This is a genomic window from Streptomyces sp. NBC_00012, assembly GCF_045040875.1.
Taxonomy (GTDB): Bacteria; Actinomycetota; Actinomycetes; order Streptomycetales; family Streptomycetaceae; genus Streptomyces.
Map to the genome: position 1 here is coordinate 341,045 of NZ_CP108310.1, position 12,675 is coordinate 353,719.

Annotated in this window: 9 protein-coding genes, 1 tRNA gene and 5 pseudogenes; 9 read left to right on the forward strand and 6 right to left on the reverse strand. The window is 68.3% G+C overall.

Going from position 1 to position 12,675, the window contains the following annotated elements:
• Positions 1-237: 237 nt before the first annotated feature.
• Positions 238-918: pseudogene (locus OHA19_RS40775) on the forward strand (IS6 family transposase); the annotation flags it as partial.
• Here OHA19_RS40775 and OHA19_RS40780 read toward each other — a convergent pair.
• From OHA19_RS40780 to OHA19_RS40800, 5 genes and pseudogenes are all read right to left on the reverse strand, one after another.
• A pseudogene (locus OHA19_RS40780) lies at positions 835-1,324 on the reverse strand (winged helix-turn-helix domain-containing protein). The pseudogenes OHA19_RS40775 and OHA19_RS40780 overlap by 84 nt on opposite strands.
• Before the next feature lie 200 nt (positions 1,325-1,524).
• Positions 1,525-1,743: a hypothetical protein gene (locus OHA19_RS40785; protein ID WP_331750189.1), complete on the reverse strand. Its 219-nt coding sequence runs from the start codon at positions 1,741-1,743 to the stop codon at positions 1,525-1,527.
• 42 nt (positions 1,744-1,785) lie between these two features.
• Positions 1,786-3,630 (reverse strand): thiamine pyrophosphate-binding protein, encoded by a 1,845-nt coding sequence (locus OHA19_RS40790; RefSeq protein WP_331754252.1) that lies wholly within the window; start codon positions 3,628-3,630, stop codon positions 1,786-1,788.
• Positions 3,627-5,738, reverse strand: a complete 2,112-nt coding sequence (locus OHA19_RS40795) for an FAD-dependent oxidoreductase (protein ID WP_331754255.1) — start codon at positions 5,736-5,738, stop codon at positions 3,627-3,629. The genes OHA19_RS40790 and OHA19_RS40795 overlap by 4 nt, the downstream gene beginning before the upstream one ends.
• Before the next feature lie 16 nt (positions 5,739-5,754).
• Positions 5,755-7,245 carry a Dyp-type peroxidase gene (locus OHA19_RS40800; protein ID WP_331750181.1) on the reverse strand — a complete coding sequence of 497 codons (1,491 nt, stop codon included), beginning with the start codon at positions 7,243-7,245 and terminating at the stop codon, positions 5,755-5,757.
• Between the two features lie 388 nt (positions 7,246-7,633).
• On the opposite strand from OHA19_RS40800, the gene OHA19_RS40805 reads away from it, so the two are divergent.
• The 7 genes and pseudogenes from OHA19_RS40805 (at position 7,634) to OHA19_RS40835 (ending at position 11,579) form a co-directional block, all read left to right on the forward strand.
• A complete protein-coding gene (locus tag OHA19_RS40805; protein WP_331750178.1) occupies positions 7,634-7,885 on the forward strand; it encodes a hypothetical protein in 252 nt (83 codons plus the stop codon).
• A 366-nt stretch (positions 7,886-8,251) separates the two neighbouring features.
• Positions 8,252-8,325 (forward strand) — tRNA-Met (locus OHA19_RS40810).
• Between the two features lie 378 nt (positions 8,326-8,703).
• On the forward strand, positions 8,704-8,934 hold the full coding sequence (locus tag OHA19_RS40815) for a hypothetical protein (protein ID WP_331750175.1): 231 nt from the start codon (positions 8,704-8,706) through the stop codon (positions 8,932-8,934).
• 220 nt (positions 8,935-9,154) lie between these two features.
• A pseudogene (locus OHA19_RS40820) lies at positions 9,155-9,689 on the forward strand (Ku protein); the annotation flags it as partial.
• A gap of 23 nt (positions 9,690-9,712) precedes the next feature.
• Positions 9,713-10,079: pseudogene (locus tag OHA19_RS40825) on the forward strand (ATP-dependent DNA ligase); the annotation flags it as partial.
• A gap of 326 nt (positions 10,080-10,405) precedes the next feature.
• Positions 10,406-10,996, forward strand: a pseudogene (locus OHA19_RS40830) (ATP-dependent DNA ligase); the annotation flags it as partial.
• 97 nt (positions 10,997-11,093) lie between these two features.
• Complete coding sequence (locus OHA19_RS40835) at positions 11,094-11,579, forward strand: hypothetical protein (protein ID WP_331754261.1); 486 nt, start codon at positions 11,094-11,096, stop codon at positions 11,577-11,579.
• A 247-nt stretch (positions 11,580-11,826) separates the two neighbouring features.
• Here the strand turns inward: OHA19_RS40835 and OHA19_RS40840 are convergent, their stop codons facing one another.
• Positions 11,827-12,219 (reverse strand): hypothetical protein, encoded by a 393-nt coding sequence (locus OHA19_RS40840; protein ID WP_331750170.1) that lies wholly within the window; start codon positions 12,217-12,219, stop codon positions 11,827-11,829.
• Between the two features lie 12 nt (positions 12,220-12,231).
• Between OHA19_RS40840 and OHA19_RS40845 the strand changes: the two genes are divergently transcribed.
• A complete protein-coding gene (locus tag OHA19_RS40845; protein ID WP_331750168.1) occupies positions 12,232-12,600 on the forward strand; it encodes a hypothetical protein in 369 nt (122 codons plus the stop codon).
• Positions 12,601-12,675: the final 75 nt, after the last annotated feature.

The window sequence follows — 12,675 nt, forward strand, 5'->3', positions numbered from 1 at the left end:
TCAGGCTAACCCCACAGAACGGGATGTCTCACCCAAGGCTGACAGAGAGGGGTTCGCCCTTCCCCTCGAACTCCTGGGCTGCTGGCATCCGCACTAATCTGTGGGCGACAGGCGAGCAACCAGGGGGACACGGGATGAGGCCTGATCCGAGGGCTGCGCATACACCGGCAGGGCACTGTCACGTTGACTGACAGGGTGGGATGATCTTCGGGTTGGTCATGCTGGGAGGGGTTGTCCGTGGGCAGTACTCCGCCGTCGTACAAGGGGCACCGGTACCCGGTCGAGGTGACCTCCCGCTGCGCGTGGCTGTACTTCCGCTTCCCGCTGTCATTCCGTGAGGTGGAGGAGCTGATGCTCGAGCGCGGTGTGATCGTCTCGTACGAGACGATCCGGCGGTGGTGCGCAAAGCTCGGCCAGATCTATGCGAATGAGCTGCGCCGACGCCGGCCACGGCCGGGTGACAAGTGGCACATGGACGAGGTCTTCGTGAAGATCAACGGCGAGCAGAAGTATCTGTGGCGGGCCGTCGACGCCGACGGTAACGTGCTCGACATCCTTCCCCAGGGCCGCCGGGACAAGGCCGCGGCCCGGCGCTTCTTCCGCACACTGCTCAAGAAGATCTGCTCGGTGCCGCGTGTGGTGGTCACCGACAAGCTCCGTCCCTACGGCGCGGCCCACCGCGAGGTGATGCCCTCCGTCGAACACCGTTCCCACAAGGGTCTGAACAATCGGGCGGAGAACTCGCACCAGCCCACCCGGCAGCGCGAACGGGCGATGAAGGGCTTCCGCTCCGCCGGCGCCGTACAAAGATTCCTGTCCGCCTTCAGCGGCATCTCACCCCACTTCAGGCCCCGCCGCCACCTGATGACCGCCGCCCACCACCGCGCCGAGATGACCATCCGCTTCGCGATCTGGGACCAGATCACCGGCGCGACCGGTGACGGCCTGCTCGTCGCGCTCGGCAACCCGCCGCGCGGGGACCTGCGGGCTGAAGCCGAGCCGGTGCATCAGCCTCGTCGCGCCGGAGACGCCGTAGGAGACGTGGAACTTCCTGCCGATCAGCGTGGCGACCCTTGCCGCGGTCCACACCTGGTCCTCCACCCAGCCGTGCGCGGCCGGGCCCTGCTCCAGATACGCGGCCAGCTTCTCCAGACAGCTCGGACAGACGGCACCGCGATCCGCTCGGGCCACGGGAAGCCAGAGCCCGCACACCACCCTCCCGCCACAACTGGTGCCACTGGTAGCCCGACTTCCGGCTCACCCGTAGACGCTGTGCCACCTCCAGCGGCTTGATGCCGTGCTCGAACAGCTCAGCCACCTGCAGTCGTACCGACTCCCGGCGCAGCCGACCCGCAGCAGTCAGCCCGCCCCCATCCGCATACCTCATCCACCACCGAATACAGCCACCACACCGGGCCCCTCAGGGACTTCGAGAAAGTTCACCCCAACGAGCCGAAGTCAGTAACCGGACAGGCATATCCGATCAACTGGCCAACCGACCAAAGAGACACGCTCCAGGCAGGGTCAGGCCGACGACGACAACGTCGCGATCGTGGCCCGGGGCGAAGGTGCGGAGGCCGGGCAGGTCGTCCTGGCGGACGGCATCGAGCCACTCGGGGAGCTGTTCGCCTTGGCGAACTCGGGCCGGGCCGCGAGCAGTTCGTCGTGGAGCTGGCGGGCGGTGCCGGTCCTGCGCCAGGGGGCGCGGACCATCAGATCGCTGAGCACGGACGCAGCGCGCACCGGCCCCGATCCTTGGACCGGGGCTGATGCGCCGTACGGCGACTAATTGCAATTTTCGTCGATCTTGTACTGGAGTGCCCGCGGGTAGTCGTGCCGGTTGAGCCGGACCCGGACCAGGATCGGGGCGTGGTTGATGTCACTGCCCGGATCGGCGATGTCGAGCAGCAGTGACTCCAGCTCGGTGTGGGTGGTGAGCTCCCGCCCGTGCATCCGGTCCTTCTCCGAGCCGAAGACCTCTGCCAGCTTCTCGTACTGCCACGGGTGCAGCACGTTGTAGAAGTCGGCCCCGTCGGACGGCTTCTCCTTGTAGTAGCAGGGGCTGACCAGCATCTGCTCGATACCGTAGAAGCCCTCGTTGTCCAGGACGAAGACCACCGGCCGCAGATGGTGGCGCACGTGCGTGGACAGCTCCTGGCAGATCTCCTGGAACGATCCGTCCCCGACGAACACCAGCGGCCGCTTGAGCGGCTGCTGGCGGGCCAGCGCCACCCCGGTGGCCGCGCCGACCGAGTAACCGATGGACAGCCAGCTGTTCTGCGCCACGAAGCTCGCCCGCTCCGCCATCTGTAGATTCATCGAGCCCAGCAGTGCGAACGCTGCGTCCGAGACCACCGTGAACGGCGAGGTGGCCTCCGGGCCGTCGCCCTGCGCTTGGCTCAGCAGGAAGGCGTTCATGTGCTGGAAGAACCCGTCGTACGTGAGCTCCTCGGGGTAGTCCGTGCTGCTCAGGCCGGTCAGGAAGGCGATCGTGCTCGCCGGGACCTGCCGGTCCTTGGCGTGTGCCAGCGCGAAGAGGTCGGCTTCGAACGCCCGCTTGCCGAAAGCGACACCCAGCGCGTCCCGCAGTGCCGGGACGAACCGCGCCAGCTGGACGTCCGGGAAGTACTGCGCGCCGACGCTGACGCCCTCGTGGGCGGCCACGATCCAGTCGTCGCCGATCGACTTCTCGCCACCGAGGTTCTTCGACGTCGACCAGGTGCCCAGGCCGATCCGGCACCCGGCGGCCTTGAAGGCTTTGCGCACCTCCGGCAGGCTCGCCTTGCCGTTGTAGACGCCTGTGAAGCCCGGGGTGTTCTCGGAGACTACGGACTTCGCGCCGACGGTGGTGCAGAACGGGATGCCGGTCAGCTGCACCAGCGAGACCAGCTCCCGCTCCAGCCGGTTGCGCTCGATCTCCTCGCCCGCCCACAGCACCGGCGTGCCGAGCCGTTCGACCAGCTTCACCGAGGCCTCCACCGCCTTGGCGAGCATTTCCTCGTTCGTCTTGGTGAACGGCCTTTCCTGACCACGGAGTTCACCCTGCGGCTCGGCGCACGGGGCATTCCAGAGGTCGTCCATCACCTCCAGGTAGACCGGCCTGCGCTCGGTCAGGCCGGCGATGATCGCGCTGTCGATCTGCGAAGGCGCGAGCCCGGGGTTGGAGATCACCTGCGCGTCCACCGTGACCTGCCGGTAGACCTCCAGATTGCTCTCCCGGCGCTGGCTCATGTGCGAGGTGAGCAGACCGAGCGCCTGGTAGTTGAGCCACTGCTCGTACGACGGCGCCGCGTTGATCGCGATTACCGGCACGTACTCGACGTAGGCGCCGCCGATCGGGTTGAGCAGGCTGAACGCGCCCACGCCGTAGGTGACCGCGACTGCGGCGACGCCCTGCTCGCCCTTGGCGAGGTCGGCGTCGGCGGCCCGCACCCGGGCGTAGGCGTCGGCGGCGTAGCCGCCACCGATCTCGGTCGGGGTGCCGACCCAGCGCACCCCGGTGGTGGCGTGCATGATCGTCAGGAACGGGCCGAGGTGGTCGCCCGGCACCCCGAACAGGTGCCGGATGCCCAACTGCTCAAGTCTCGTGGCCAGGTAACGGCCCACCGTCCATTCGCTGTTGCCGCTCATCCGCTCAGCACCTCCGCCCTGCGTGCGCGTCCGGCCCGCACCTCTGGATAGATCTCCGGTTTGGCGCGGGGTGGTGGTGTTGGTGCCTCGTGCACGGCGATCGCCGCGCGGACGGCGGTCTCCACCGCGCCCTCGATCCAGGCGTGCTTGAGCGAGACGTGCTCGCCGGCGAAGTGCACCGGGCCCTCCGGCTTGACCACGTCGAGGTGGAAGCTGGTCATCTGGTGCGGGGTGTACACCGCCGCCTCGCCGAAGGCGTACGGGTCGCGCAGCCAGCTCTGGGTCTGGCCATAGCCGGTGTAGAACACCTCGATCCGCCGGCCGTGCACCGACTGGAGGTTGCGCAGCGCGTAAACGTACCGCTCGGCGTCGGCCATCGAGTCCCAGCGCACCGCGTCATCCGACCAGCTGTAGCTGGCCAGCACCACGCCGCCGCCATCGCTGTCGGGCACCGGGTGCGAGGGGTAGTACATGAAGCGGTTCGGGTTGTCGGTGGTCGAACCGCCGCCGAAGCAGTTGGTGGCGGGGCGCACGCTCGCCCGGCGCAGCGGGGTGTGCCGGAAGACCTCCAACTGCTCCTGGCTGATCCGGCTGGAGTCCACGCTCCGGTGGGCGCCGAGCAGCACCCTCGGTAGATTGGGCGGTGGCCGGTGCCCGTTGTGCGCGGCCAGCGCGGCCGCCTCGGCGTCCTCCTCGCCAGCCCGCTGGTAGTACTCGTACAGGCCGGGCTCGATGGAGTCGAGCTCGTCCTTCCAGTCCGCCTCGGTGAACTCCCACCACCGGCGGGAAAACTCCAGCAGCACCTTGGTGGCCTGGTCGTAGTGTGTCTCGATGATCGCCCGGCGCTTCTTGTACGAGTACGGGGGCGAGACCTGGACGAACCGCAGCGCGGAGAACGGGACGGTGACGATCGCGAAGTCACCCTTCCAGACCGTGGGTTCGGCCTCTGGGTCGCCCTCGGGCACGGTGTGGACGGCGACCTGGTGCCCGTTCGGCCCGACGTCTTGGCCTGCCCCGCCGTCGCGGCGCGGGTCCCAGTACTCCATCCGGATCATCCGCTCGCCCATTTCGAGTTCGTCCTGGAGTTCATCGGCGAGGGCGTAGGGCAGCTGCCAGCTGCCGCCCTCGATCTCCCAATAGGTGGCGTCCGGGTTGATGTCGCTGCGGCCCAGGAAGGTGTGGAAGAAGGACAGGTGCAGCCGCGAGGTCATGTTCTCGATCGTGCCGATCGCCTCGATGGCCTCGTCGCTGAAACCCGCGTACTCGCGCAGGAACCGGCCCATCGAGTAGCCGTCGAAGTCGCGGATCACCCGGGCCCAGCCGTCCAGCCACTCGGCGAACGGCTTGCGCACCCGCTTGCCGTTCTCGATGTACGAGTAGTAGTCGCGGACCGGCTCCAGCGCCTGGTTGACCATCTCGCCGGCTGTGATCCGCACCTCGTCGCCGGTGAGGTGGAAGCCCTCGTTGACGCTGCTCGGGTCGGCGGCGTACTCGCTGCGGCGGGCCTGGATCCGGTTGGTGCGGATCCAGCTGTTGAAGCGCTTGACCGGCTCGCGGAAGTCCGGGCTGTCCTCGCCGTACTTCCAGACCTTGCCGTCCTCGAAGGACTCGTAGACCACCGGCGGGACGGGCGTGTTCTGGTTGCCGGTGTCGGGATCGACGTCGACGTTGCAGAACAGCTGCCGTTTCAGGCCGAGTCTGTCGACCAGGGCCAGGGTGAGCGGGTGGAAGCTGGGCAGCCGCATCGCTCCGGCCTCCCCGTACTGCACCGGGTCGTAGAACGGGCCGTCCTGCTCGTCATCGGTGGAGCGGAAGGTCTTGATCCGCCCGCCGACCCGGTTGGCGTTGGCCTCCAGGATGGTGACGTTGTGCCCGGCGTCCTTGAGCAGCTTCCCGGCAACCAGACCGGCGATCCCGGCGCCGACGATCAGCACGTCCTTGGGCTCGTCGGTCTCCGGGATGCCCTCCTTGATCAGGATGTCGAGGTAGCGCAGCTTCAGGTCCTTGTCGTCCGGACCGACCAGCAGCAGCTCGCGGGCCAGCTGCCAGCAGGTCTGCGGGCGGGCGCGGTCGTTGGCCGTGCCCTCGATGGTGGGTCTCTCGTTCATGGCTTCTCCTCGCCGCTCAGGAGCCGATTGACTTGTTGGGAAGGTCCTCGCCCTCGGCGAGCAGCCGCAGCGTGCTGATCGAGGGGGTGAAGGCGTAGAGCGCGCCCGCGGTGCGGACGAAGCGCTTCATGTCGACCGTGCCGAAGGTGCCGTCCGCGAGCTCGATCGAGGCCTTTCCGGCGAGGCCGGTGACCTTGTCGAAGCCGTTGGCGACCACCTGGTCGGACCGGCTTTCCCCGGGGGTGAACGCGTCGTCGTTGGACCAGTGCTGCTGGACCAGTTCGAACTGCTCTTCCAGCGAGGTGCCGTAGCAGACGAACATCAGCCCGCGGTCCTTGCCGTCGTCCGGGCCGCCTTTGAACTCAGGGCCGTACGGAATGCCGCGGCGCATCAGGCGGTGGCTCTTCGGCTTCTTGTCGACGATTCCGGCGAAGGCACGCGGATGGGTGCGGCGGATGTGCGCGGCCCAGGGGGTGTGCTGGCCGATGGGGTCGTTCGCGTAGTCGAAACCGTTCCGGTCCGAGCCGAGGCCGGTCATGGCGCTGCACGGCGGGGCGAGCGGTGTGCCGTCCTTGGCCCGGCCGACCAGACAGGCACCGAGCCGGTTGGCGTCCATGTTGCCGGTGAAGTTCTTGGCGCCGTCCACCACGGCCTTGTTCCAGCCGGCGACATCCTGGCGAAGGCGGCGCACCACTTGGAGGGAGCCGTTCTTCATCCACGCCGGCGCCTTCCGGTCGCCCTGTTCGCTCTTGTAGCCGAAGACGAACTCGCCGGGTTCGATCAGCTCGGTCCCGGCGTGGTTGTCGCGGAAGCCCTCGCGGCCGGCGTCCTCGCGGTGGAAGTCCTTGACGCCGGGCTGGGAGATGCCGTCCTTGTAGCCGAAGTGCTCGTGACCCTTCAGATCGCCCTTCAGGGTGCGGCCCTCGTCCACATGGACGCGCGTGATCTGGTGGGTCTGCTCGACTGTGTCGAGGTTCTTCAGCTTCTCCTTCAGCAGCGCCTCGGTGTCCGCGGCGACGATGAGGACCGCGTGCACGACCTTGTCGCCGGTGCCGGCCCCGAACAACCAGGTCTTGGGGTCGCTCTCGCCGGTGTCCCCGAGGTCCTTGGCCCGTGCGGCCGCGCCCGCGCAGAACGACGTGAAGGTGCTGAGGTCCTTCTTGATCTGATCAGGTTTGTTGGCGATCGTCTCGAGGCCCTCGAAGGTGAGGGAGACCCCGCAGCGGACGGTGGTGATCGACGGGTCGCGGCCGAAGGCCCGGCGGGCCAGCGAGAACTGCTCGTTGAAGTCTTCCGTCTCGTTGGTTGTGGCGACGGTGTTGAGGATCGCGGAGAGCCAGCCGCGCCCCTTGGCGGCGTCCGGGAAGCGCAGGTAGCGGAAGTCCATGAAGTCCTTGTTGAACGCGGCCAGGATGTTGCCCTGGATGTCGGTGGACCCGCGCAGCTCCGGCTGGGGCAGCTGCTCGATGGACGGGACAGCGGTGGGACGGGTGGGGGTCGTGGTCATGGTGGGGCTCCTCGCGTGGGGTGGAGGGCGGCGGCAGATTCGTAGAGGGACGGCACGATCACCATCGATCACATAACGTAATGAAGTGGACACTTTAAGTAACTATGTCGCCCTGAGCTCTGTCAACCGGAGGCCATCCCCTAGGCGGGTCACACGGCGTCGCCGGGCAGAGCGTCCCCGCGCAGGCGCGGACGGGGACCAGCACCCGGCCGAGGCCGCGGCCTGCGGGCCCGTCGCGAGCCGCCGCTGCCGGCCGCCTGGGTCCCGCCGAGGTGCTGCGCCGGTACCGGCGGGTGTACCGGGTGTCGATGGTGAGCAGCTTCAGTTCAAACGGGATCAGTGGTGGACCTCAAAGCGGTCGATCGCCGATCAGGACAAGCACGAGGCGATGCGGCAGCGGCAGGAAGCCGCGCGAGCGGAGCGGGAGGCCCGCCAGCAAGAGCAGGAGGAGGCCGCGGAAGTCGGTGTCCGGCTCCACATCGGTGCCGGGGCGGATGTGCCGGACCGCGCCCAGGCCCTGCAGCACGTCGGCTCCCACCGCGTCCACCACCTGGACCGCGTCACCACCACCCTGCGCCAACACCACAGCACCCACCCCCGCGTCCGCGCCCTGCTCACCGACCTGCCCCACGCCGTGTAGGGCTTCCCTGCAGAAGACCAAAAGGGGAACCCGCACGCCTGTGGGCAGGTTGACGCCCGGCGTGGTGGCATCGGGGAGGCAGCCCACTGCCCCCGGTCTACTCAGGAGAGAGCGGTCGGCCCGCGAGGCAGTTCCCACAGGGGGTGTGAGCCGGACGCCCACGCTGCGAGGGGTGGCGGTCGACGACGTCCAGCCGCTGCTGCTCGGCGAAGGCCACGACCGGCGCGGTGACCCGGCCGCTCGCCTGGTGTGGGGCAAGACTCGGATGGTAACCGGCCGACAGCGCCCACAGATGCGCTGGCACTGCCTCCGAGCGAAAGCCGATTCGGCCGCTCCGGGTCGGTGCCGTACAGTTCGTCGCACCGACGCGGGGTGGAGCAGCTCGGTAGCTCGCTGGGCTCATAACCCAGAGGTCGCAGGTTCAAATCCTGTCCCCGCTACTCAAACGTGAAGGCCTGGTGGATACCGGGCCTTCACTGCGTCTGGCCCCGCTCGAACCTGGTCCTTCGGCGACAGGGCTCTGAGACGAAGAAGGCGTCAACATCCTGGGCGGCAACGAACCCGCACGTTCTGACACCTCGGCGATCTGGCCCCGTGAGCCAGGGTGGTCGCTGAGTCAGTGCTCATGGTCACCCGGATTTGCTCGGACAGTGCTGATGATCAACCGACAGTGCTCGCGGAAACGTGCACCCTACGCAGTTGCAGGTTCCGCCGCCTGATCCAGCGTCAGGTCTCATGACCTGCGGATTCATGTGCCGTTCCGTGCCCGTGTCGGTGCCGCAGTCCCGTGACGCGTGTCGTTTTCCTCAGCGTGCGGGATGAGCTCCCAGCCTGGGGTTCAGGACGCGGGGACTTTCGGGAACGCGACTGACGACACCGCCCGCAGCGGCACAAGTCTCCTGCGCAGTGCCCGCCTGCTGCGGATGGGCGGCGCGCGTGTCGACACGGCCCTGTGCGTCCTGGACCGGAACGCAGGCGCCGCCGCCCTGCTCGCCGGTCACCACATGGTCCTGCGTGCGCTGGTCCGGGACCCGGACAGTGCCCGGTGACCGGGCCCCGCGAAGCGGTGCTGTTTCGACCTGGGCGGAGTGCTGCTGGACAGTGCCGCCGCAGTGCGTTCCACCCTCGCGGCGGTCGCCACCTGTGCTCTCGGCCGCCGGGTGACGCCGGATGGCCTTCCGCCTGCCGCCCTGCACCGCCCCCGCTGCGAGGTCCTGGCGCTCCTGGACGTCGCCGATCCCGACGACGCCTGCGACCGGTGGTGGGACGGCGCAGCCCGCGTGGCACAACCGCGAGCGCCTCGGGCTGCTCAGAGTGCGCGACGACGCGATCGTGCTGCACGCGATGCGGTGGCCCGACGAGATCCGCGGCCCCGAGTCTCTCAAGCCGAAGGATGTCGACCTGGACGAAGAGGAGATCGAGCGGGCCGTCCAGCTCACCGGCGCCATGGCCCTCGACGACATCTCCGGCTTCCGGGACGAGTACCGCGCCGCCCTGGAGGAGCTGATCGAGGCGAAGTCGGAGGGCACCGAGCTCCCGGAGCCGGCCGAGGGCGAGGAGAAGGAGTCCGGGAAGGTCGTCGACCTGATGGCGGCCCTGAACGCCTCCGTCAAAGCGGCCAGGGAATCACGCGGCGAACACGGCCAGGACCAGGACGCCATCGTGCACTCGATGCAGCCGCGCAAGAAGACCACGGCCAAGAAGGCCGCCCCGGCGAGGAAGAGCATCGAGAAGAAGACCGCGGCCGGGAAGAAAGCGCACGGCGAAGAAGACCGCGGCCGCGAGGAAGCGCAGCGCGTCCTGAGCGGGCGCCCGGGCGGGATGGTCATGGTGGGTTTGCCGCGGATCGCTCCGATGCTCGCCACGCCGGGCAGCCTGCCGTCCGCGGATGTGGAGGACCGGTGGGCGTTCGAGGTGAAGGAGGACGGGCAACGGGCCATGGTCTACCTGCCGGGCGACGGGACCATGGTCCTGCGGTCTCGGTCCGGGGCGGACATCAGCGCCGTCTACCCGGAGCTCGCAGGGCTCGGGACCGTGCTCGGCCGGCCCGCGGTCCTGGACGGCGAGATCGTCACACTCGACGACGAAGGGCGCAGTGACTTCGAGCGGCTGCAGTCCCGCATGGGGGCTGGCCTCGGCGGTGAAGGCCGCCCGGATGGCGCGGCTGGTGACGGCGCATCTGGTTCTGTTCGATGCCTGGCTTTGTCCACGACGCTCGGCAGCGATTGCTCACGGCTACGGAAGGCGCTCACAGCGCGGCGTGATGGATGTTCACGACGAGGGGCAGCAGCTCGGTCCGAGGACGGTCACACGGCGACGGCGCGGCCACTATCAGCGGCCCATCCCCGTAGCCAGCGCTTTGTCTTGTCCTTGTACGAGCAGCAGAGCCCCTCGAAACTCCACTGCCCCATGAAGTACCCCGTACTGCTGCCCGCCGTCGTGAACATTCGATGCGCCCCGACAGTCACAGCGCTGCCGAAACTGCTGTCAAAACACTGCTCCCTGTCGCGTACGGAGCCAGATGCCGTGTACCTGGACGGCGACAGCCTGACCGGGCTGCCGTACACCGAACGCCGCACCCTCCTGGAGGAGCTCGGGCTGGACGGAAAGCACTGGTCGACGCCCGCCGCGGTCGTCGGACACGGCGAGCAAGCACTGGAGATGCCCCGGACCGCGAGGCTGGAAGGCTTGGTCGCGAAACAGCTCACCTCTGTGTACGAACCCGGGGTCCGGTCCCGCTCGTGGATCAAGATCCGTCACATCAGGACTGCTGATGTGATCGTGGGCGGATGGGTACCCGGCCGAGGCCGGCTCACCGGCCTGCCCGGCGCCCTGCTCGTAGGAGAAGCACATGCAGGCGGTCTGCGGTACGTGGGCAGCGTCGGCACCGGATGGAGCGACACCGAACGCACCACACTCGCCGAACTGCTCCACGTCGCCGCGATCAACGAGTGCCCCTTCGACAAGATGCCGCGCGTGGCGGGAGCGCGGTGGGTGCTGCCGCGCCTGGTGGGCGAGGTCCGCTACACGAGCCGGACCCGGGCAGGGCTGCTGCGGCATCCCTCCTGGCACCGGCTGCGCCCCGATCTCGCCCCCGACGGCATCATGTGAGCTGTCACTTGGGCGTGGCATCTGTCACCGGCCTCAGCTTCGCGAGGGTCGGGCGGCTCGGAAGGTCCGGCCGGAGCCGCGAAGCTACGCTTCGGCCATGCCGCTCCAGCACCGATCCGCAGACCACATTGACGAGCAGCTGTCGATCATCGACGGCTTGAGCTCCCGGCCCTTTCCTGACGAGGAGGGCCGACCGGGAGCGAGCGGCCAGTGGAGCGGGCCCGGCTTTCACCTGGCGGTGCTCCGTGAGAGTCAGGACTTCTGGGAGGATCGGAGCACCGAGATCGTCGAGGCAGCCGAACGGGTGCTGGAAGCCGACCTTGCCGCGCTGTCCGCCATCCTCACGGCACGCTGGGGTGCCCCGGAAACGGTTGACCTGTGGCCCTATCTCGGGCTCGACGACCCCGACCCGAACCCCACAACGCGCGAACCGCTCAGCTTCCTTTGCGGTGTCGCCGGCAGCATGCAGACGTGGCGGTTGCCGAACTCGGATCGATGGGTCGGCCTGGCCATCGGCCAAGCTGACCCGGAATGGCAGTTCCAACTACTGGCGGGCATTGGTGATCCCCCCTCGCTCCGGTGAGGCCTTGTGCCACGTCAGCTCGATGAGTGATCAACACACCGCTGATGACAGATACCCCGCACATCCGCGGCAGGTAACAACTCCTACTCCCAGACGTTGACAACTACCGCGCCCAGCCGGACGGAGAAGCGCGGGTCTCCACGGCGATCCGGTGACAACTGTCGTGCTCGATAGCACATGTGGCTGGTCACGATATATGACACCTGCTCGCGACGACTGACACCCAAACCGCGACCGGACCCCGCCACTAGACTCCGGCACCATGACGGCCGCCACTCCCGTATCGCCCATCCCGGTCGCGCCTGCCGGCCTGACCGACCGGGCCACAAGGTTCGTCGAGGTGGACGGCGTTCGTGTTCCTCGGCAGGGCCTCGGGCAGCACCGAGAGGAACGAGCTGTAGGCGGGGCAGCGCAGAGCGCCGTGCGGTCTGCGCAGCACCTTCTGTGACGCGAGCTCGGCACCGGAAGCGCCGACGACATCGCTCTCCTCGCCGTTCGCACCTCCGTGAACCTGAAACTGCCCCGTGGAGGCAGGGGTGTCGCGCCGGGGGAAATCCGACGGTCCGATGTAAATCTGGCCGACGACGCAGGCCTGGAGCGGGTTCCGAAGCATCGGGATGTGCCGGGGCGCTCCGACCATGAGGGAGAGGCTATGGCGAGGTTGGCAGTCGAGGGGACCGATATCGTCGTACGCCTGTCCTGGTGGGAGAAGGCGCTGGCACACCACCGCAATGTGCGGGTTCCGGTGTCGGCGCTGCGCCAGGTCCATATCGAGCCCGACTGGTGGCGTGCGCTTCGTGGTGAGCATGATCGGGGCATCTGCATCCCCGGACAGGTGTGCGCGGGTGTCCGGCACCTACGGGAGGGTCAGGACTTCACGTTGGTGCGGGCTGGCACACAGGTGCTGTGTGTGGAATTCCACCGCAGCGCGCCGTTCAGCCGGCTGGCGATCTCCGTCCCCGATCCTGAGAAGGTGATGGGGGCTCTCCTGCCGCTGGTCCCACGGGACCGGCTGGGATGAAAGCGGGCGGCCTCGCTTCCCGCTGCGTGGTGTCCTCGCCCCTGACCGGATGCAGCTGCCGGCCGTTCCCGAGGA